A 20,292-nucleotide genomic window follows, 5' to 3' on the forward strand; every position below is an offset into this window, starting at 1 on the left:
CAGTGCGGCGATCTGCCGGAAATCGCGGGTCTGGCTTGAATCGACAATGCATCGTAGTTCGCCATGTCAGTACAATCAAATTATTGTCATGGATACATCCGGCGATGTCTTGGACGTGCAGCAGCCTGCCAGGCCGGCTCCCTTCAGGTCTTTTCCGGGCCGGCAAGCGTCATCCGGATCGCTGGTTTCGGCGTATGTAAATCTGTCGAATTGCGCCGTAATTTCTGATCCTGGAGGCGCGTGACCTGCACAAATGTCGATGCGTAAAGGCGAGCGACTGCGACAAGACGCGAGAAGCGTTGGTATCACGCGCGATGTTTGGAAGATAATCGGTACATTCAAACGATTGTATTGAATCGACATGCCTCGACTTCGCTACAAGGAAGTGGTTGACCGGTTCGCGGCGGACATCCACGAAGGTCGACTGCGTCCCGGAACCCGACTGCCGACCCACCGCGATCTCGCCGCCCGAGAGGGCCTGTCGCTCGCGACCGCCACGCGCGTCTACGCCGAGCTCGATGCAATGGGATTGGTCAGCGGTGAAACCGGCCGCGGCACGTTTGTGAAGGAAGTGCTTCCGCGCGGTCATGGCGTCGATCTCCAGGCCTGGAACGACGGCGCGATCGACCTGAACTTCAACAACCCTTCCATGCCGGGTCAGGGCGAGCTTCTGAGAACGGCGCTGCGAGAGCTGGCGGGGTCGGGCAACCTGGACGCATTGCTTCGCTACCATCCCCATGGCGGGCGGCCGCACGAGCGGGAGACCATGGCCCGCCATCTGACGAGCCGCGGCTTGTCGGCGTCACCCGAGAACACGGTGCTCGTGAGCGGCGCACAGCACGGGCTCACCGCGACCGCCATGGCATTGCTCGACCCCGGCGACGTCGTCGCGGTGGACGCGCTGACGTACCCCGGTTTCAAGCTGACCGCCGAGGCTTTCCGGCTCGAACTCGTGACGATTCCAGGTGCGGCAGACGGCCCCGATCTGGATGCCCTGGCGAAATTGTGCCGGCGAAGACGGGTGCGCGCGATGTACACGATGCCGACCCTGCATAACCCGCTGGGATGGGTGGTGAGCGCCCGTCAAAGGCGTCATCTGGTGTCCATTGCCCGGCAACACGGACTGATCCTGATCGAGGATGCGGCTTATGCCTTTCTGGAGAAGCGTCCGCCGCCGCCGCTTGCGATGCTTGCGCCCGAACTGACGGTGTACGTGTCCAGCTTGTCGAAGAGCGTCGCGACGGGGCTGCGCATCGGCATGGTCAGCGCACCGCGCGACTGGGTCGGCAAACTGGAACGCACGATCCGGGCGACCGTCTGGAACACGCCCGCCGCCATGACGGCGATTGCCTGCGGCTGGATCGAGGACGGCACCGTTGCAAGGCTCGAAGCGGAGAAACGGCGTGACGCTTCCCTGCGCCAGGCCGTCGTGAGCGAAGTCCTCGGTCATTTGAAGCCGGTCCGTCACTCCTCGTCGTACTTCGTCTGGCTGCCGCTGCCACACGAGGTTCGGGCGGATGCCGTTGCGAAGGCGTTGCTGCGTGAGCGCATCTCGGTGTCGACGGCACATCCCTTTGCTGCGTCGAGACACGTTCCGCACGCCGTTCGCCTGGCACTGGGTTCGGTCGACCTCGACACGCTCCGGCGCTCCCTCGAGACAGTCGCGAACGTGGTGAAAGACCATACTGATCGGTAGTCAGTCTTGTCCCGGCCGGCATTGCCGGCCTGCGAAGGCCGGATCTCGTCTCACCTGCCTGTCACCTCCCGCCGCCGCATCGAGTCGCCGTCCGGCGTCGGTCCGATTCCGTGCCACGGCCCGACGCCCCGAAGTCACCGCGCAAAGAACAAACGGGGCGCACCGGATCGCCTCTCCCGATCTCGACTGCAAGCCATGGCTCGCCTTCCCGCAGCGTCAATCCGTTCGCCGCCGGGCTCGCAACCGGACGCAGGTCGACTCCGCGTCGCGAGGCGCCGGGCGATACCTTCATCGCCCGGCGCGCTCATGCCTCCGTTGTCACGCTGGCGCTGGGTTCGAGCGCGGAACGGCTTTCTCCTGCCGCGGGCCGGATCTTGAACCAGATCGAGTACATGGCCGGCAGAAACACCAGCGTCAGAATCGTTCCGGCGAAGGTTCCTCCGATCAGCGTATAAGCCAGCGTGCCCCAGAACACGGAATGGGTCAGCGGAATGAACGCCAGCATCGCGGCAACCGCCGTCAGGATCACCGGCCGCGAGCGCTGCAGGGTCGCCTCCACCACCGCATCGAACGGCATCATGCCCGCGTGCGTGTTCACCTCGATCTGGCCGATCAGGATCAGCGTGTTGCGCATCAGGATGCCGGACAGCGCAATGAGTCCCACCAAGGCGTTGATGCCGAAGGGCTGATTGAACAGCAGAAGCGTCGGCACCACGCCGATCAGACCCAGCGGACTGGTCGCGAACACCATCATGGTCGCGGCAATCGAGCGCGTCTGGAAAATGATGATGAGCAACGTCAGCGCGATCATGATCGGAAACAGCGGCGCGAGTGCATTGGTCGCCTTGTTGGCCTCCTCGATGGAGCCGGCCTCCTCGATCCGGTAGCCGCCCGGCAGCTTCGCGATGATGGGCTGCAGCTGCGCGAGCATCGCGGTCGACACATCGGGCGGTTGCAATCCTTCGGCGATATCGCCGCGCACGGTGATCGTCGGCGTTCGATCGCGACGGCGCAGGATCGGATCCTCCATGCGGATGTCGACCTTGCCGACCTGCGAGAGCGGCACCCGCTGCCCCGCGGTACCGACCAGCGTGAATCCTTCGATCCGTTGCGGGTCGAGCCGGGTGTCTCCCGCCGAACGCGCGACCAGTTCCACCGAACGAATGTCCTCGCGCACGTGCGTGACGGGAATCCCGGTCAGCAGGAATTGCAGTTGCTGCGCGACCGAGCTGGACGTCAGCCCGAACGACCCGAGACGAGTCTGATCGAGCGTGAAGTGCACGGTGGGTACGCGCGGCCCCCAGTCGGCGTTCACCGTTCGCATCATCGGGCTGGCGTTCATCGTCCGTTCGACCTGTGCGGCGATCGTGCGCAACGTCCCCGCGTCCGGGCCCATGACCCTGAACGCGACGGGGTAAGGCGAGTAAGGGCCGAACACCAGCTGCGTGACGCGAACCTGCGCCCCGGGCACCAGGCCTGCGGCGACGACCTTGCGCAGACGGAATTTGAGCGCTTCACGTTGACGCTCGTCGTTCGTGCGGATCACGATCTTCGAGAAGGACGAATCCGGCAGCTCCGGAGACATCGCCAGATAGAAGCGCGGCGCGCCCTGCCCGATGTACGAGGTCACGATCTGCGCTTCCGGCTGCTTCGCGAGCCACGCCTCGACCTTTTCCGTTGCCGACGCGGTCTGCTCGATCGAAGTCCCGTAGGGCATCTGCACTTCGACGAGCACTTCCGGGCGATCGGACGTCGGGAAGAACTGCTTCTTCACCAGCCCCATGCCCATCACGGCGATCACGAACGATGCCACCACGATCCCGGCGACCATCCACTTGCGGCCGATCACGCGCCCGAGGAAACGGCGAAAGCGCTGGTAGTTCCGCGTGTTGTAGATCGCCTCGTGGCCGCCTTCGATCACGGCGATGTCGGGCAACAGCTTGACGCCGAGGTACGGCGTGAAGACGACGGCCACGACCCACGACGTGATCAACGCGATGCCGACGATCCAGAACATGTTGCTCGTGTATTCGCCCGCCGTCGAGCGCGCGAAGCCGTTCGGCATGAAGCCGACCGCCGTGACCAGCGTGCCCGACAGCATCGGCGCGGCCGTGTGGCTCCACGCGTAAGCCGACGCCTGGACGCGGTTGTAGCCCTCCTCCATTTTCACGACCATCATTTCGATGGCGATGATCGCGTCGTCGACGAGCAGGCCCAGCGCGAGAATCAGCGAACCGAGCGTGATGCGGTCGAAGCTCTTGCCCGTGGCGGCCATCACGACGAAGACCCCCGCGAGCGTCAGCGGCACCGCCGCCGACACGACGATGCCGACGCGCCATCCCATGCTCGCGAAGCTCACGACCATCACCACGAGCAGCGCGACGAAGAACTTGACCATGAATTCGTCGACGGCCGAATGGATATTGACGGCCTGGTCGGTCACCTTCGTGAGGCTCATGCCGAGCGGCATCCCGCCGTTGATCGATGCGACCTCCGCGTCGAGCGCCTTGCCGAGGTTGAGCCCGTTCCAGCCGTCCCGCATCACGACGCCGAGCAGCAACGCCGGTTCGCCGTTGTTGCGAATCTGGAATGTGGCCGGGTCTTCGTAACCGCGTTCGACGGTCGCCACATCGGAAAGCTTCAGCGTGCGGCCCTGAACGACGATCGGCGTGTCACGAATGGTCTGCAGCTTGTCGAACGCGCCTTCGACGCGAATGAAGACCTGCGCGCCCGCCGTATCGATCGAACCGGCCGGCGTCAGAACGTTCTGGTTGTTCAACGCGGCGAAGATCTCCTGCGGCGTCACGCCGAGCGTCGCGAGCCGGTCGTGCGAAAACGAGACGTAGATCCGTTCCGCCTGCTCGCCGATGATGTTCACCTTCTTGACGCCCGGCACATGAAGAAGCCGCTGGCGCAATCCCTCGGCGTCGCGCACCAGCACTCGTTGCGGCTCGCCTTTCGCCTTCAGCGCGAACAGCGCGAACGTCACGTCGGAGTACTCATCGTTGACGAGCGGGCCGATCACGCCGGGCGGCAGGTTGCCCGCTTCGTCATGCAGCTTCTTGCGCGCCTGATAGAACTCCTCGGGCACGTCCGCGGGCGGCGTACTGTCGAGCAAGGTCACGGTGGTGAAGGCCAGCCCCGGACGCGTATAGGTCTCGGTCCGGTCGTACCAGCGCAGTTCCTGCATGCGCTTTTCGAGCGGCTCGGCCACCTGGTCCTGCATTTCCTGCGCGGTCGCGCCGGGCCACGCCGTGATGACCGTCATCGACTTGACGGTAAAGGGCGGATCTTCGGCCCGCCCCAGTTTCAGGAAGGCCACCACGCCGGCGATCGAAATCAGGATGATCAGAAACAGCGTGACCGAGCGCTCCCGCACCGCGAGCGCCGACAAGTTGAAGCCGCTCATCGCGCCGCTCCTTGCGCGGCGACGGATGCCGCGATCATCTTGTCATTGGCGAGACGCACCTGCTCTCCGTCGTGCAACAACTGGGCACCGAGCGCGACGACCTGGTCGCCGTCGCGAAGGTCGCCCGTCACCGTCGCACTGTCGTCGCTCAATGCGGTGACGCGCACCTTGCGCCAGGTCACGCGCGACTGGGCCCGGTCGACCGTCCAGACCCCGGTGCCCGTGCCCGGATCGAACACCGCGCCGACCGGTACCACCATGGCGGCGGGTGCGTGGCCGGCGTCGCCTGCGAGATCGAGCGTCACGGTCGCGCCGAGCGGCGCATTCGACAGCGCGCCCTGGAGAACGTATCGCGCCTCGTAGGTCCGTGTCAGCCGATCGGCGGAGTCGGAGAGCTGGCGCAGGACGGCGGGAACGGGCTTCTGGGCCGCGCCGTACAGCGTCGCCTCGGCGATCGAGCCGGATGCGGGACGCAGCGTCTCGGGAAGCTGGACGACGGCCTCGCGGGGGCCGGCATGCGCGAGCCGCACGACGATTTGTCCCGGCGCGACGACCTGGCCGGGCTCCGCCAGCGTCTCGACCACCACGCCGTCGGCGTCCGCCATGACGACGGCGTAGCCGGACGCGTTGTTGGCGAGCACCGCCTGCGCCTGCGCCGCGACGAGCTGGGCCTTGGCGGAGTCGGCCGCCGCCTTGAGCTGGTCATAGGTCGATGCCGAAACCGCGCCGGCCGCGACGAGATCCCGATAGCGCGCCTCGTCGGCGGCCGTCTGCGTCGCGCGCGCCTGGGCGGCATCCACGAGCTTCTGCTGCGCACGGGCCTGCAGCCCCAGGTCGATCGGATCGATGCGCATCAGCGGCTGGCCGCGCTTGACCGTCTGGCCCGCGTCGACCAGCCGCTCGATGACCTTGCCCTGAACCCGGAAACCGAGATCGCTCTGAACGCGGGCGCCCACGACACCCGAAAACGACCGGCTCGCCCCCGCCGCGCCGTGAACGGCGCTCGTACGCACAAGTGGCGCCTCGGTGCGCGGATCGGCGGCCGGATGCTCGCCGCATGCCGCGAGCGCAAGCGAAGCCACGCCCAATGTGTAGACAAAATGATGGCGCCGGAACATGAGGTCCCCTCTCGCAAAGAACAGGAGCCCTCATTCTGATACCAGTGACCAATTCAGTCAACAGTCACAAAAAGATTCATGGCGCGAGACTTCTGAGTACCAGGTTCGCAAGTTGGGTCGTCGCCTCTTCCGCACCCTCGAGGTTGTACTGGAGCAGCAGCGGATTGAAATAGGGCTTCATCACCAGAAAGATCCCGTTCACCGCCTCGTCTTGCGGCGTCTTGCGTTCGAATTCGCCGGTTTCGCGCCCGAGCCGCAAGATCTCGGCGACGAGTTGCCGGATCTGGTCCTCATAACCCTGGACCGATGGCCAGGGCGATGCGGCCGACACGGCGGCGATGTCGTAAAGCTTGCGATCCTGGAAGAAGAGCTCGCTTCCGGATGAAAGCAAGGTCTTGAACATACAGCGAAATTTTTCCGTCGCGCTGTGCGCGCCGTCGATGTTTTCCTTGACCGCGGTGATCATCGCGGCGAGGCGATTCGCGCAGATGACTTGACCGATCGCCTGCTTGGAATCGAAGAATTTGTAGATATAGGCTTTTGAAAACCCGATTTCCTTCGCGAGGTCGGAAACGGTGGTCTTTTCGTAGCCGTAGCGGCTGAAGTATTCCGTTGCGGCGTCGACGATCTGCGCGCGAACTTCGTGGTCCGAGGGGCCGCGGGACGGGGAGGCGGAGGGAGTCGGTTTGTTCATGTCTCAAGCTTAGCCGCTCACTCGCGAGTTGACAACTTGTGACCATATTGTATATTGGTCACACTATCCGCTCTGCCGTTGCGCTCCCGAGATGATCATGCCCCTGCACCGTCCACTTGTTCTCCTGGCCAGCGTCGCCGCCCTTTCGGCGTGCGCCGTGGGTCCCGACTACCACCGCCCGCATGCGCCGCTGGCGCAGCACTACCTGACCCAGCCGTCCGCCGGCACGGCACAGGCTCCGGTTGCCGATCTCTCCGCCTGGTGGGAAAGCTTCAACGACCCGCTGCTCACGCGTTACGTTTCGCTGGCGCTGGCGCAGAACCTGGACCTGGCTCAGGCCGTCGCGCAAATCACTCAGGCACGCGCGCGCCTCGGCGCGGCCAACGCGGCGCTCCTCCCGTCGGCCTCGGTTTCCGCGTCGGCGGCACGCGCCTATCAGTCCGTCGACACGCCGTTGGGGCAATTGCTCAATGCCACGCCGGGTTACGCGCGCTGGGGCACCGAGTACGAAACCAACCTGGAGGCCAGTTGGGAGATCGACATCTTTGGCGGTCTGCGCCGCCAGCGTGAAGCCGCGCTCGCCGATTACTCGGCGACGCAGGCGGCGGCGGTCGCCACCCGCCTTGCCGTCGCGGCCCAGACCGCGGACCTCTACGTCACGATCCGGGGGCTCCAGGCCCGTCTGGACATCGCGACCCGGCAGGTGCAGACGCAGCAGACACTGCTCGCGGACGTGAAACTCCTGTATTCGAAAGGTGCGGCGGCCGACTATCAGGTTCAGCAGGCGCAAGGCGCGCTCGATCAGGTTCAGGCCAGCGTGCCCGTCCTGCTCGCGGCGCTCGACGCGGCGTCGAACGCCCTCGACGTGATGCTCGGCACGCCTCCCGGCACGCACCGCGCGGAGCTGAGCCCGCCCGCCATGATCCCCGTTGCGCCATCGCTCGCGGAAATGGGCACGCCGGCCGATCTGCTGCAAAGACGTCCCGACCTGATCGCCGCCGAACGTCACCTCGCCGCGGCCAATGCGCGCATTGGCGCCGCGATCGGCGAGTACTACCCGACGGTCTCGCTGAACGCCTTCCTCGGCAGCGCGACCGCCGCCGCCACCGGTACGTTGTTCTCGAGCGGCGCCAACCAGGCGGCCGGCCTCGTCGGGCTGCGCTGGCGCCTGTTCGATTTCGCGCGCATCGGCGCCGATGTCGAAGCGGCGAAAGGCGCCGACGCGCAGGCACTCGCGGCCTATCGGCAGGCCGTCCTCCGCGCGTCCGAGGACGTCGAGAACTCGCTCTCGTCATTGGTGAATCGACAGGCGCAGGCGGCCACGCTGTCGCATGCCGAGTCGTCGTTTTCCCGCGCCAAGGATGCGTCGATGGCCGCGTACCGCAGCGGTGCGGCGAGCTTCATCGACGTATTGCACGCGAACGAGACGCTGCTGCAGGCCGCCGACGCGCGCGCGCAAGCACAGACGGAATCCGCGCGGGCCGCGATCTCGACGTTCAAGGCGCTCGGCGGCGGCTGGGACCCGGCATCGCACGTCGGTCAGACGTCGTTGAGTTCACGCTGACGAAGCCGCCCTGCGTTGGCGCGCGCAACGACGCCCGCGCACCGTCCGGTTCCGCGCGAGTGCGAATCGCACCATTGCCGTGCGCGTCGCACCCGCGATCGGACAGCGTCACGCGCGTGACTGCACGCATCGCGCGGCCGTCATCGAATTGCGATAAATTGGGCCTGATTTCATTTGAACCCGCCGTCGGGCAAAGGCACGCCAAGCCCGACCGGGCGCACTCCAGGGCGCGATGAATGAACGACAAGGATCCTGTCGATTTCGGTCAACCGGTTGCAGACGACACGCTCGCCAGACGGTTTCTCCTGCGAGACGCACCGACCGTGCGGGCCGGCGTTTTCTCCCACGGGCAACCGATTTCGTTCACCCGGTTGATCAACCCGCGGCCCCAGCCGGGGCGCTCGCTCACGCCGCAACCGGAGGAAGCCTTCGTCTTCCAGATGCCGCTGATACTCGGCCCCGATCCCGGCCTCCGTTATTCAAGCGGCAATCTCGACGCGTCCGCGTCGTGCAGTCCCGGCAGTTGCTTTCTGCTCGACCTGCGCTCGAGCCCGACGCGCCGTCTCGACATGCCGTTCGATACCATGCGGCTCTATCTGGCCCAGGGCGCGATCGAGGAATTCACCGATCAAAAGCGGCGCCGGCGCATAGGAGGACTCGTGCAGCCGCATCTCGGCGCCAGCGACCCGGTGCTGCTCAGTCTGTCGCATACGCTGCAGACGGTCCTGCAGCAGCCCAACCTGACGAGTGCGCTGTTCATCGATTACCTCGCGCTGGCGTTCTGCGAACACGTCGTCACACGCTATGGCCGAGCCGATCCGGCGCTCCGGCCGCGCCGCTCCGGACTCGCTCCTTGGCAGATGCGGCGCATCGAGGATTATTTCGCGTCCCACCTGCACGACAATCCGTCGATCGCCGATCTCGCGCGCGAGTGCAATCTCTCCACCAGCTACTTCGGCGAAGCCTTCAAGCAGACCACCGGCAGCACGCCCCATCAGTGGCTGCTCAAGCGCCGAATCGAGCGCGCGAAATCGCTGTTGCGGGACACCGATGCGAGCCTGGCCAGCATCGCGTCGGACTGCGGATTTTTCGACCAGAGTCATTTCTCGCGCGTGTTCTCGCGTCTCGAGGGGTGCGGGCCGAAAGACTGGGCGCAGCGCAACCGATAGCACCGCACCGGTGCAAACGTCACGGGCGGCGCATGTGTGTCCGCTCGACATGCGCCGACGCACCCCGCACCGCCGCCTCCTGATCCGGATTCAGCCCCTGCCCCCGGTATTCGACGGTCGTCCGCGAATCGTCCAACGAACCGGTGTTTTATACAAGATCGCGCGGGCACCCCGCGGGTACGCTTCTCTCACATCGACTCGTCGATGCCTCCGTGGCGCGTCACTCGTCGAACGGGTGGCCATCGCGGTCCGGCCGTTTCATGTCGGCGCACCTGCCGAAATTGCACGTTGATTTTCCCGTAAAGCCTCGCGCGGCCGCCCGCCCCGAAACGGCATGGCGCCGCGCCGGTCCGCCCACCCCTCCTGGAGTCGACGCATGAAAAATCGCGATACGTCTACGCGTCTCGATCACGCAACCGGTGCGCCCGTCGCCGACAATCTGAACATCGAAACGGCCGGCCCGCGCGGTCCCGCGCTGCTGCAGGATATCTGGCTGATCGAGAAACTCGCGCACTTCGACCGCGAGGTCATTCCCGAACGACGCATGCACGCCAAAGGATCGGGCGCGCATGGCGTATTCACGGTCACGCACGACATCACGCGCTACACCAAGGCGAAACTCTTTTCGGAAATCGGCAAGGCAACGCCGGTATTCATGCGCTTTTCGACAGTCGCCGGCGAGCGCGGCGCCGCCGATGCCGAACGCGATATCCGGGGCTTCGCGGTGAAGTTCTATACGGAAGAAGGAAACTGGGACATCGTGGGCAACAACACGCCCGTGTTCTTTTTCCGTGATCCGCTGCGTTTTCCCGATCTCAACCACGCGATCAAGCGCGACCCGCGCACCGGACTGCGCAGCGCAAACAGCAACTGGGACTTCTGGACGCTGCTGCCGGAGGCGCTTCATCAGGTCACGATCGTCATGAGCGACAGGGGCATCCCGCGCAGCTATCGTCACATGCATGGATTCGGCAGCCATACGTTCAGCCTCGTCGATGCCGACAACCAGCGGACGTGGGTGAAATTCCACTTCCGTACGCAGCAAGGCATCGAGAATCTGACCGACGGCGAAGCCGAACAGCTCGTGGGCAAGGACCGGGAAACGCATGGCCGCGACCTTTACGAAAGCATCGAACGCGGCGAGTTCCCGCGCTGGACCCTCTTCATTCAGGTGATGAACGACGACGAGGCCAGGGCGCTGCCGTTCAACCCGTTCGACCTGACCAAGGTCTGGCCGAAAAGCGATTTCCCGCTGATCGAGGTCGGCGTGCTCGAATTGAACCGCAACCCGGGCAACTACTTCGCCGAGGTCGAGCAGGCCGCGTTCTCGCCCGCGAACGTCGTGCCCGGCATCGGCTTTTCGCCGGACAAGATGCTGCAGGCGCGGCTCTTCTCTTATGGCGACACGCAACGTTATCGACTGGGCGTGAACTTCAATCACATTCCCGTCAATGCGCCGAAGTGCCCCTTCCACAGCTACCACCGCGATGGCGCCATGCGCACCGACGACAACCTCGGCGGCACGCCGTCCTACTACCCGAACAGTGCCGGCGAGTGGGAAGTGCGGCCCGATCTTCACGAGCCGCCGCTGCGAATCGAAGGCGACGCCGCACATTGGGACCACCGCGTGGACGTCGATCACTTCGCGCAGCCCGGGAATCTGTTTCGCCTGATGAGTCGGGCGCAGCGACAGGTGCTGTTCGACAACACCGCCCGGCAGCTGGCCTCCGTCCACGCGCCTATCCAGGAACGCCACATCCTCCATTGCGCGAAGGCGGACGCCGGTCGATACGGTTCGCCGCGCAGTGTCAGCGTGCCGCCGTCCGGGCGCAGCGCGCCGCTCAGGATCTTGACGAAGGTCGACTTGCCCGCGCCGTTCGCGCCCATCAGCGCGACGACTTCGCCCGCGTCGATCGACAGATTCAACGCCGACAGCGCGACGGTCGCGTCGAAACGCTTCGCGATGCCAGCCGCGCGCAGGACCGGCGGCGACGCCGATCGATGTGATCGACTTTCGCGCGTCGCACCGGCAATCCCGTTCGCCGTCGCATTCATGCCGGATACCCCTGTCGGGCACGGCGTGGTTGAAACCGGAACAGCACGTCGTGATTCACGTCACGTACCTCCCCTGGTAGCAGCTCGGTATCGCCCGGCTCGTCACCGTTCGTCGGATGCGGATTGCCGGAACGACGCGCCATGCGCGGTGTCCGGCAGACGGTCGCGGCCGCTCAGCCGCGAGCGGAAGGTACCGGCCGGCGAAGTCGTCCGGTACAGGCCGCGCTTTTTCAGTTCCGGCACGATCAGTTCGGCGAAATCGTCCAGCGTGCCCGGGCTGATCAGCGGATTGAGCATGTAGCCGCTCGTGGTCGACTGCCGTGCATGCTCGGCGAGCTGATCCGCGACTTCGTCCGGCGCGCCGACGAGGATCAGGTCGGTGCCGCGCGTGACGCTCGCGAACTTGCGCCGCACGTCGCCGGCCGTGAGCGGCTTGCCGCCGCCGTCGGGACGCACGACGTAGGACGTGAGCCCTTCCGTGCGCGTCGTCAGCGGTTCGTCGTCCGCGTAGCGGTCGATGTCGATACCGGTGTCGCCCGCATAGCTGACGAGCTGTGCGTGCTGATGGTAGTGCTGCTGCAGCGCGTGGTATTTCTCCTTCGCGTCGCTCGACGAGCGCGCGGTCACGATCCGCAGCACGGTCAGCGACTTCACGTCGTCCGCCGCCCGGCCGCGTTCGGCCGCCAGCCGGCGAATCTCGTCGAGGCCGGCGCGGATCTCGTGCGGATTCGACTTCGCGACGAATACCACCTCCGCGTGCTTCGCCGCGAACTCGCGCCCGCGCCCGGACCAGCCGGCCTGGATCAGCACGGGCGAGCGCTGCGGCGACGGCGCACAGACGTGCGGCCCCTGCACGCGATAGTGCGTGCCCTCGTGTGCGATCGGCCGCACGCGGTCGCCACGCGCATAGCGCGGCGCGTGCTTGTCGGCCACGACCGCGTCGTCCGCCCAGCTCCCTTCCCACAGTTTGTACACGACGTCGAGAAATTCCTCCGCGCGCGCGTAGCGTTCGTCGTGGCCGACCATCCGGTCGAGCCCGAAATTGCGCGCCGCACTCGTCAGGTAGGACGTCACGATGTTCCAGCCGATCCGGCCGTTGCTCAGATGATCGAGCGTGCTGAAGCGGCGCGCGAGCGCGAACGGATGCTCGTAGGTCGTGCTCGCCGTCACGCCGAACGCGAGCCGCTCGGTCTGCGCGACAAGTGCCGGAATCAGCATCATCGGATCGTTCGCGGGCGCCTCGACCGCCCATCGCAGTGCCGCGTCGGCCGACCCGCCGTAGACGTCGTACAGACCGAGCACGTCCGCGAAGAACAGCATGTCGAGATCGGCCTGCTCGGCCGTGCGTGCGAGATCCGACCAGAACGCGAGCGTATTCGCGCGCAGCCGTTCGTCGGCCGGATGGGTCCACAGGCTCGGCGCGCCGCCGCAGCCGACGCTGGCTTGTTCGTACAGGGAAAACAGCAAGGGGCGAGGATCGGACATCGTGGGGTTCGTTACCAGGGCAGGAATCAGTTGGGTGCCGCCCACGCGTTGGGCGACGCGCGGCGACGGCGTGCAGGCACGCGAGCGTGGGGGGCGCGCGCCAGATGGCGATTGACATGCCTCTCGAGACGAGAGGCCGGAATGGTGAGGAGCGCGACCAGCACGACATAGACGACGGCCGCGCCGGCCAGCGGCTCGTAGACGCGCAACGTCTCGAAGCGCAGCGTATTGGCCGTTCCCATCACGTCGAACACCGTCACGGTCGACGCGAGGACGGTCGATTTCAGCAGCAGGATCGCCTCGCCGATGAGCGCGGGCAGCGCGAGCCGCCACGCGCGCGGGCCGACGATGCGGCGCAGCACCTGCACGCGCGTCATGCCGTATGCGTACCCGGCTTCGATCTCGCCGGCCGGCACGCCGGCGATCGCGCCGCGCAGAATCGTCGCGACATACGCGCTCTCGTTCACGCTCAACGCGACGATTGCGTACCAGAACGCGTCGCGCAGCAGCGGCGATGCCCAGCTGTCGCGCATCCATTCGCGCGGGACGATCTGCCCGAATCCGTAGTACAGCAAATACAGCTGAACGAGCAGCGGCGTGCCGCGAACGAGCATGATCCAGCCGCGCGCGGACCAGCGCAGCGGCGCATGGCGCGCACCGGCGGCGAGCGCGAGCGGCACGCCGAGCAGCACGCTGGCCGTGCCCGACAGCAGCGTCAACGCGAGCGTCGTCGGCACCGCGGCGAGCAGCTTCGGCATCACCGTATCGAACAGGAACGGCAGCGAGAAGATCATGCGGTCGCGCGCCTCGTGCCACGGTTCGCGTGCCGCTCGAGCACCGCGAAGATGCCCGTCGACGCGATGCTCAGCAGCAGGAACAACGCGGCCGTGACGAGATAGAAGAATACGTAGTGACGGGTCGCGCCGGCCGCGAGCTGGCTCGCCTTCAGCAAGTCCGTGAACGAGCCGAGCACGCTGATGAACGACGCGTCCTTGGTCGCGTTCAGCCACACGTTGCCGACGCCCGGCAATGCGAGCCGCGCGGCGGCCGGCAGCCGGATGCGCGTGAACGTCTGCCATGGCGTCATCCCGTATGCATGCGCGGCTTCGATCTCCCCGATCGGCACGTTGACGAGCGCCGCGCGGAAAATGTCGGTCAGATACGCGCCCTGGATGAAACCGAGCGACAGCGCAGCAACGAGGAACGGCGGGAACGCGAAGCCGTCGGGCACCAGGCCGCCGCGGTGCAGCGCGACCTCGACGGCAGGCGCGAGCGCATAGAACGCGAGCAGCAGGCACAACAGCTCGGGCAGCGCACGCACCAGCGTCGTGTAGAGCCGCGCGAGCCATGCGAGCGGCGCGTGGCGCGACAGCTTGCCGAGCGCGCCGGCGATGCCGAGCAGCACGCCGGTGCAGAACGACGCCGCCGCGACGCCGAACGTCAGCGCGAACGCGCCCGCGAACACGTGGCCATATCCACCGTCGTCGAATGCAAGCAGCGCGAGCAGCGAGTCGTCCGCGGCCATCGGGTCAGCGGCCCTTCTCGATCGTGCCCTTCAGGTTCGGATAGCGGGCGGTGATCGCATCCCACGTACCGTCCTGCTGCAGCTGCGCGATCGCGGTCGACAGCTTGCCGCGCAGCGCATCGCCGCGGCGCACGCCCGCGCCGACCCCGAGGCCCAGCAGCGGATTGTCCGCGCAGGTCGCCTTGACCTCGAAGTCCTTGCCGTCGCGCGACGCGAGGAAGGCCGTGAACAGCCCCTTGCCTTCCTGCACGTAGTCGACACGGCCGGACACCAGATCCGCGAGCGCGTTGTCGAACTTGTCGAATGCCTTGATCTGCGCGTCCTGCTTGAAGCGGGCATCGAGGAACGCCGAGAAGTTCGTGCCGGCCTCGACACCGATCACGCTGCCCTTGACGCTCGCGGGCACCGCGCAGTCGACGCGGCGCCGGTCGCTTTTCGCGCCGACGAACACCGTCGGCGATTCGTAATAGGCACGGCTGAAATCGATCGCTTTCTGCCGCTCGCCGGTGATCGTCATCGACGACCAGATCACGTCGATCTTGCGGTTCTGCAGTGCCGGAATCAGGCCGTCCCACGCAATGTCGGTGAGCTCGCACCGCACGTTCAGTTTGCCGCACGCGGCATCGAGCACGTCGATTTCCCAGCCCTTCCACTTGCCGCCCGCGTCCTTCGAAAAGAACGGCGGATACGACTCGGCGTCGATGCCGACGCGCAACGTCGGCTGGGCCGCATGGGAAGCCGGCACGAGGCCGAGCACGAACAGCGCGGCCGCGGCACGGCGGACCCTGGAACGCATCAAACGATTCATGTGGCGAATTTCTGAAATAACGTCGGAACGACCGGCGTCGCGGCCGGCAGGAGGCGAGACTGTAATGCGTGCCGAAGCGTGTACCAAATGGTTATTTTTTCGATGAATATCTGATCGCGCGATATGGCGGAACGGCGCACCGCCGAACGCGACGCACGGTGCATCGTTCGCCCGCTCACGCCTCCGCTGTTTCGCGCCGCAGCGCCGGCAGCTCCAGATTCGCGCGGAAATCGCCGCCCACGTAGTCGGTATCGAGCAGGCCGCGACGCCGCAATTCAGGCAGCAGGCCGTTGAGCAGCAGGTCTTCCTGGTCCGGCTGGCCGAGCCCGTGCAGCGACAGCACGTCGACGAGCCCCTCGCGATAGCGCGCCTCGATCGCATCGGCGAGCTGCTCGGGCGTACCGGCGACGAACCAGTGGCCGGTCTCCTGTGCGCGGATGATCAGTTCGCGCAGCGTCAGCCGCTGGCGCGCATAGGCGACGAAGATGGCGACACGCCCTCGCCGGCGATGGACGCTGTCGATAGCAGGCAGCAACGCCGCCGGCAGCGGCTGATCGAGCGGCAGGTCGCGCAAGTCGACACTGCCGCCGAGCATGTCGGCGAGCTTCAGCCTGCCTTGTTCGTAATCGATGCGCTCATGCTTGTCGCGCAATCGTCGCGCGACGTCGGCATCGGACTCGCCGATCACCGAATGAAACGAGTTCATCACGAGCGGCGGCCGGTCGCCGCGACCGAAGGCGGCGGCCTGCCGGCGCAGCTCGGCGACGAACGCGCGCGCATCGTCGTGCGTCGGCTGAGACGTGTAGACGACCTCCGCGTACCTCGCGCCGAGCGATACGCCGCTGGCCGACTGCCCGGCCTGAAACAGCACCGGCCGGCGCTGCGGCGACGGCGGCACGTTCAGCGGCCCCCGCACCTGGAAGTGCTCGCCGTGGTAGTCGATCGCACCGAGCTTGCGCGGGTCGACCGAGAGGCCGCCGCCCTGCGCGCGCCGCGTCGCACGCGGATCGTTCGCATCGAACAGCGCGTTGACGACTTCGACGAATTCGGCCGCACGGGCGTAACGCCGTTCGGGGTCGGGCAACGCCGCGTCGCCGAAATTCTCCTCGCCGACCGACGACGTGACCGCATTCCACGCGGCCCGCCCGCCGCTGACGTGATCGAGCGTGCCGATCAGCCGCGCGAGGTTGTACGGATGGTGATACGTGGTCGACACCGTCGCGACGAGCCCGATCGACGAGGTCGCCTGGCTCAATGCCGCCAGCGCGACGATCGGCTCCTGGCTGCCCGTGGTGCCGGCCAGGCCAGCCGCGTCGGCCTGCAGCAGGTCGGCGGTAAAGAGGCCGGTGATCTTCTCGGCTTCCGCCTTGCGTGCGAGCGACGCCGCGCGGCGCACACCGTGCACGACGTCCGGGTCGCCGGGCGCGTACAGCACGCTCGCCGCACCGACGAGCGTCTTCAGTCGTCTGCGCGCGCCGCTCATGACGCGGCTCCGTTCGTCGCGCCATGGCGTGCGCTGCGCGTCGCGTATCGTTCGCGTGGATCGTTCATCTGCATTCCTCGTGATTCCGTTCGATCGGTGGCAGCATGCCGGCATCGCGACGGCGAGCACGCGCGCGCCGGGCCGTCCTGCATGCGCCGGGAACGCGCCGCGGGGGGCGCAACCACTGACCATAACGCAAGCGCCCGGGGCGGCAGGAACGAATATTTTCGGCTTTCGATATTCTTCTTGATTGTTTGACCGTGCGAACGGCGCCGCAAAATAATTCGGCATGCAAAACCCGTTGATCAGGCCGCCTCGACCCGCGCCGATCGCCTCATCATGACGTTCGACGCCATCCGCTCCCACTCCGATTTGTCTGCGCTACCGTTCCGCTTGAGCGTGCTCGACAAGAGCCCGGTAGCATCGGGGGACACGCCCGCCGACGCGCTGGCGCACCCGTACACCGCGTCGCTGCTCGATGCGCTGCCGGCGCTGCCTGGCGTGCATGCCGCGGCGCCGCCCGCCGTGCCGGCATGAACCTCGACCGTTCTCATTGAAGCGCCGCCATGAGACGGCGGCAGTGCCGAACCGGCAGCGTCAGCTTTCCCCGCGAACGCCGCCGCGTTCACTGCCGATGTTTTCGGCAGCCGTTCGAGCGATATGACGATAGGCCGTCGGCGCATGTCCGGACATGCGCTTGAACGCGTTACTGAATGCGCTTTCGGACGAATAGCCGAGCGACTGCGCAAGCAGGGCGACCGGGATGCTCTCGTCGCGCAAACGGCGTTCCGCAACCCGCATGCGCCACTGGCCGAGATAGGTCAGCGGCGCGACGCCAGCGCTCGCCCTGAAGTGCGCAGCGAACGTGGTTCGTGACATCGCGCACGCGGCGGCAAGCTCGTCCAGATGCCACGCGCGTGCGGGATCACCGTGCATCAATCGCAGTGCCGGTGCGATGCGTGGGTTGCTCAACGCACGCAACCATCCCGCCAACGGCGCGGACGCGTTCAGATGGGCGCGCAGTATCTGAATGAAAAGCAGTTGCGAGAGCTGGGCCGATACGAGCTGCGCGCCGGGCAGATCGGCCGCACGCTCTTCCACGAGTTGCTCGAGAAGCCAGCGCACCCTCACTGCCTGCGGCGATGCGGCCGGTACGTGAATCCAGGGCGGCAGTACGTCCGACAGCAAGTTGCCGGTTACCGGATCGAGCAGGACGTGTCCTCCGATGTGGGCGAAATCATCGCCGTTGCCCAGTTTCGCCGACGACTTGCCGGCGCCCGAGAACAACGCCATCGCATCGACGGGTGGAACGCCAGGATCACTGGCGAGGACAAAGGATCGTTTTGCCGTCAGCAGACCGACATCACCGCTTTCAAAGCGGATCGGCGTTTCCTCTTCGTCGATGCAAACCCAGCACGTGCCCTTCACCACCGCAAAGAATTTGATCTTGTCGGGTGCCGGAAAGCGAATGGCCCAGGCGCCGCCGGCCGAGAAGCCTCCCGTTGCCAGCGATTCGGCGTTCGCGAGTCTCAGGATGTCGGAGAAGGGATCGTCGCTCATCATCGTACTGTCGCGCAAGTAAATCGCACTATAAAGCATTAACAAGCGGCAGACCGGCCCTTAACCTTCCGGTTCTTCATCCCTGACATTCAACGACATGAACAGCAATACCAGCCTCGAATCGGTTCTCGTAACGGGCGGCACCGGCTTCATTGCACAACACTGCATCCTGGCGCTGCTGCATCGCGGCTATCAGGTACGAACCACCGTCCGCTCGCTCGCGCGCGAAACGCAGGTGCGCGCCCAGCTCGAAAGAGGCGGCGCGGAACCCGGAGATCGTCTGTCATTCGTCGAGGCGGATCTCCTCGCCGACGACGGCTGGCAACGGGCAACCGCCGGCTGCGCCTACGTCGTGCATGGCGCGTCGCCCACGCCCACCGGCACGCAGACGAGTGAAGACGATTGGGTCAAGCCCGCCGTGGCAGGCACGCTGCGCGTGCTGCGTGCGGCGCGGGACGCGGGTGTCCGGCGCGTCGTGCTGACCTCCGCTTTCGGTGCGATTTGCGCCGGACACGGGCCAATGAACCGCCCCTTCGACGAAACCGACTGGAGCAACCTGACGGCCGCCGATGTCTGGCCTTATCAGAAGTCGAAGACGTTGTCGGAACGCGCGGCATGGGACTTCATCGCGCGAGAAGGGCACGGCATGCAACTGTCCGCGATCAACCCGGTGACGGTTGTCGGGCCCGTGCTCGGCGACGACTATTCGCACTCCATCCGCCTGATCAGGGGCATGCTGAACGGCCAGCCCGGCAATCCGCGCATCAATTCCGGTTTCGTCGACGCGCGCGACGTCGCCGACCTGCATGTGCGGGCGATGACCCACGACACCGCGAACGGAGAGCGCTTCATTGCCATTGCCGGCGAAAGCATGTGGCTCGCCGAAGTCGCGCAGGTGCTCAAGACGCGCATGGGCGATGCCGCGCGCCATGTGTCCACCCGGGTGCTGCCCGACTGGCTGGTGCGCATCGGCGCGCTCAGGGATCCGGCGCTGCGAGGATCGTTGCCGCTGCTCGGCCGCAACCTGAACGCCACCAGCCAGAAGGCCATCGGCTTGCTCGGCTGGTCGCCCCGCCCGCGCGAGGACGCCCTTGTTGCTACCGCCGAAAGCCTCGCGCGCCTCGGACTGCTGCGCGATGCAGGCCAGCGATAACGACAGCGGATTTCATCGCCCTTCGTCGAATGACTGCTCAGTCTTGCGACGAGCGCATCGACACGTCGCCGATCTGCACGCCTCTCAACCCTTCTCGCAACGCCGTCACATTGGCCACACCGTTCAGTTGCTCGAACTCCCGTTGCGCTTCCTGCCAGAGCGGGGAGGCTCTTTCGTGCAGGCGCCGTCCCTCCTCGGTAAGTTCAACGAGGCGGCTGCGGCCGTCGGTGGGCGACGGCTTGATCGTGACGAAGCCGTCGCGCTCCAGGAAGCCAACCATCTTCCCCATCGCCGTTCGTTCGATATCGAGCCGTTCGGCAAGGGCGTTGACCGGCGTACTTCCCACTTCGCGCAGGGCGGCCAGCGTGAGGAATTGCGTGATGCGCAAGCCCGAGGGCTCGAGATGACTATCGTAGAGTCGGGAGATCTGCCTGCTCGCCTTCCTTACGGTGAAGCAGTTGCATTGATCGATGCCAAGCGGCTGGTTGACGGGCAACATCGGGTTCACTCCTGATTTCGGTTCCTTGCGCGAGCGCGACGCACACGTCGCGCAAGGGTATGGTCGTATCCATC

The 20,292-nt window shown here is 66.1% G+C and carries 15 protein-coding genes and 2 pseudogenes; 6 read left to right on the forward strand and 11 right to left on the reverse strand.

Features of this window, described 5'->3' with window-relative positions:
* Positions 1-361: 361 nt before the first annotated feature.
* Complete coding sequence (locus AC1VVG_RS33935; protein WP_034190448.1) at positions 362-1,696, forward strand: aminotransferase-like domain-containing protein; 1,335 nt, start codon at positions 362-364, stop codon at positions 1,694-1,696.
* A gap of 304 nt (positions 1,697-2,000) precedes the next feature.
* Here the strand turns inward: AC1VVG_RS33935 and AC1VVG_RS33940 are convergent, their stop codons facing one another.
* From AC1VVG_RS33940 to AC1VVG_RS33950, 3 genes are all read right to left on the reverse strand, one after another.
* A complete protein-coding gene (locus AC1VVG_RS33940) occupies positions 2,001-5,105 on the reverse strand; it encodes an efflux RND transporter permease subunit (RefSeq protein WP_059562112.1) in 3,105 nt (1,034 codons plus the stop codon).
* Positions 5,102-6,223, reverse strand: a complete 1,122-nt coding sequence (locus AC1VVG_RS33945) for an efflux RND transporter periplasmic adaptor subunit (protein ID WP_482837570.1) — start codon at positions 6,221-6,223, stop codon at positions 5,102-5,104. Before AC1VVG_RS33945 ends, AC1VVG_RS33940 begins: the two co-directional genes overlap by 4 nt.
* 76 nt (positions 6,224-6,299) lie before the next feature.
* A complete protein-coding gene (locus AC1VVG_RS33950) occupies positions 6,300-6,917 on the reverse strand; it encodes a TetR/AcrR family transcriptional regulator (protein WP_049035844.1) in 618 nt (205 codons plus the stop codon).
* Between the two features lie 97 nt (positions 6,918-7,014).
* Here AC1VVG_RS33950 and AC1VVG_RS33955 point away from each other — a divergent pair, with 97 nt between their 5' ends.
* From AC1VVG_RS33955 to AC1VVG_RS33965, 3 genes and pseudogenes are all read left to right on the forward strand, one after another.
* Entirely contained in the window at positions 7,015-8,481 is a 1,467-nt protein-coding gene (locus tag AC1VVG_RS33955; RefSeq protein WP_482837571.1) for an efflux transporter outer membrane subunit, read from the forward strand.
* Positions 8,482-8,717: 236 nt separating this feature from the next.
* Positions 8,718-9,650, forward strand: coding sequence for a helix-turn-helix domain-containing protein (locus AC1VVG_RS33960; RefSeq protein WP_080287916.1), 933 nt, complete (start codon positions 8,718-8,720; stop codon positions 9,648-9,650).
* Positions 9,651-10,026: 376 nt separating this feature from the next.
* Positions 10,027-11,448 (forward strand): annotated as a pseudogene (locus AC1VVG_RS33965) (catalase); the annotation flags it as partial.
* Here the strand turns inward: AC1VVG_RS33965 and AC1VVG_RS33970 are convergent.
* The 6 genes and pseudogenes from AC1VVG_RS33970 to AC1VVG_RS33995 all read right to left on the reverse strand — a co-directional run.
* A pseudogene (locus AC1VVG_RS33970) lies at positions 11,427-11,705 on the reverse strand (ATP-binding cassette domain-containing protein); the annotation flags it as partial. The pseudogenes AC1VVG_RS33965 and AC1VVG_RS33970 overlap by 22 nt on opposite strands.
* 102 nt (positions 11,706-11,807) lie before the next feature.
* Complete coding sequence (locus AC1VVG_RS33975) at positions 11,808-13,190, reverse strand: LLM class flavin-dependent oxidoreductase (RefSeq protein WP_367190618.1); 1,383 nt, start codon at positions 13,188-13,190, stop codon at positions 11,808-11,810.
* A 26-nt stretch (positions 13,191-13,216) separates the two neighbouring features.
* On the reverse strand, positions 13,217-13,984 hold the full coding sequence (locus AC1VVG_RS33980; RefSeq protein WP_034190419.1) for an ABC transporter permease subunit: 768 nt from the start codon (positions 13,982-13,984) through the stop codon (positions 13,217-13,219).
* A complete protein-coding gene (locus tag AC1VVG_RS33985) occupies positions 13,981-14,715 on the reverse strand; it encodes an ABC transporter permease (protein WP_059562182.1) in 735 nt (244 codons plus the stop codon). Before AC1VVG_RS33985 ends, AC1VVG_RS33980 begins: the two co-directional genes overlap by 4 nt.
* Before the next feature lie 4 nt (positions 14,716-14,719).
* Positions 14,720-15,523, reverse strand: coding sequence for a transporter substrate-binding domain-containing protein (locus AC1VVG_RS33990; protein WP_049036649.1), 804 nt, complete (start codon positions 15,521-15,523; stop codon positions 14,720-14,722).
* 175 nt (positions 15,524-15,698) lie between these two features.
* Positions 15,699-17,006: an NtaA/DmoA family FMN-dependent monooxygenase gene (locus AC1VVG_RS33995; protein WP_034190417.1), complete on the reverse strand. Its 1,308-nt coding sequence runs from the start codon at positions 17,004-17,006 to the stop codon at positions 15,699-15,701.
* A gap of 339 nt (positions 17,007-17,345) precedes the next feature.
* Between AC1VVG_RS33995 and AC1VVG_RS34000 the strand changes: the two genes are divergently transcribed.
* Complete coding sequence (locus AC1VVG_RS34000) at positions 17,346-17,543, forward strand: hypothetical protein (protein WP_082744785.1); 198 nt, start codon at positions 17,346-17,348, stop codon at positions 17,541-17,543.
* Between the two features lie 60 nt (positions 17,544-17,603).
* On the opposite strand, the gene AC1VVG_RS34005 is transcribed toward AC1VVG_RS34000, so the two are convergent.
* Entirely contained in the window at positions 17,604-18,605 is a 1,002-nt protein-coding gene (locus AC1VVG_RS34005; protein WP_059562187.1) for an AraC family transcriptional regulator, read from the reverse strand.
* A 58-nt stretch (positions 18,606-18,663) separates the two neighbouring features.
* Here AC1VVG_RS34005 and AC1VVG_RS34010 point away from each other — a divergent pair, with 58 nt between their 5' ends.
* Positions 18,664-19,719, forward strand: coding sequence for an SDR family oxidoreductase (locus tag AC1VVG_RS34010; RefSeq protein WP_473376916.1), 1,056 nt, complete (start codon positions 18,664-18,666; stop codon positions 19,717-19,719).
* 37 nt (positions 19,720-19,756) lie between these two features.
* Here AC1VVG_RS34010 and AC1VVG_RS34015 read toward each other — a convergent pair whose 3' ends face one another.
* A complete protein-coding gene (locus AC1VVG_RS34015) occupies positions 19,757-20,218 on the reverse strand; it encodes a MarR family winged helix-turn-helix transcriptional regulator (RefSeq protein ID WP_034190413.1) in 462 nt (153 codons plus the stop codon).
* Between the last annotated feature and the right edge of the window lie 74 nt (positions 20,219-20,292).

The organism is Burkholderia sp. L-4 (assembly GCF_056856535.1).

Coding starts and splice junctions, on each gene's coding strand:
- AC1VVG_RS33935 (WP_034190448.1), top strand. CDS start 362: ATGCCTCGACTTCGCTACAAGGAAGTGGTTGACCGGTTCGCGGCGGAC.
- AC1VVG_RS33940 (WP_059562112.1), bottom strand. CDS start 5,105: ATGAGCGGCTTCAACTTGTCGGCGCTCGCGGTGCGGGAGCGCTCGGTC.
- AC1VVG_RS33945 (WP_482837570.1), bottom strand. CDS start 6,223: ATGTTCCGGCGCCATCATTTTGTCTACACATTGGGCGTGGCTTCGCTT.
- AC1VVG_RS33950 (WP_049035844.1), bottom strand. CDS start 6,917: ATGAACAAACCGACTCCCTCCGCCTCCCCGTCCCGCGGCCCCTCGGAC.
- AC1VVG_RS33955 (WP_482837571.1), top strand. CDS start 7,015: ATGCCCCTGCACCGTCCACTTGTTCTCCTGGCCAGCGTCGCCGCCCTT.
- AC1VVG_RS33960 (WP_080287916.1), top strand. CDS start 8,718: ATGAACGACAAGGATCCTGTCGATTTCGGTCAACCGGTTGCAGACGAC.
- AC1VVG_RS33975 (WP_367190618.1), bottom strand. CDS start 13,190: ATGTCCGATCCTCGCCCCTTGCTGTTTTCCCTGTACGAACAAGCCAGC.
- AC1VVG_RS33980 (WP_034190419.1), bottom strand. CDS start 13,984: ATGATCTTCTCGCTGCCGTTCCTGTTCGATACGGTGATGCCGAAGCTG.
- AC1VVG_RS33985 (WP_059562182.1), bottom strand. CDS start 14,715: ATGGCCGCGGACGACTCGCTGCTCGCGCTGCTTGCATTCGACGACGGT.
- AC1VVG_RS33990 (WP_049036649.1), bottom strand. CDS start 15,523: ATGAATCGTTTGATGCGTTCCAGGGTCCGCCGTGCCGCGGCCGCGCTG.
- AC1VVG_RS33995 (WP_034190417.1), bottom strand. CDS start 17,006: ATGAGCGGCGCGCGCAGACGACTGAAGACGCTCGTCGGTGCGGCGAGC.
- AC1VVG_RS34000 (WP_082744785.1), top strand. CDS start 17,346: ATGACGTTCGACGCCATCCGCTCCCACTCCGATTTGTCTGCGCTACCG.
- AC1VVG_RS34005 (WP_059562187.1), bottom strand. CDS start 18,605: ATGCTTTATAGTGCGATTTACTTGCGCGACAGTACGATGATGAGCGAC.
- AC1VVG_RS34010 (WP_473376916.1), top strand. CDS start 18,664: ATGAACAGCAATACCAGCCTCGAATCGGTTCTCGTAACGGGCGGCACC.
- AC1VVG_RS34015 (WP_034190413.1), bottom strand. CDS start 20,218: ATGTTGCCCGTCAACCAGCCGCTTGGCATCGATCAATGCAACTGCTTC.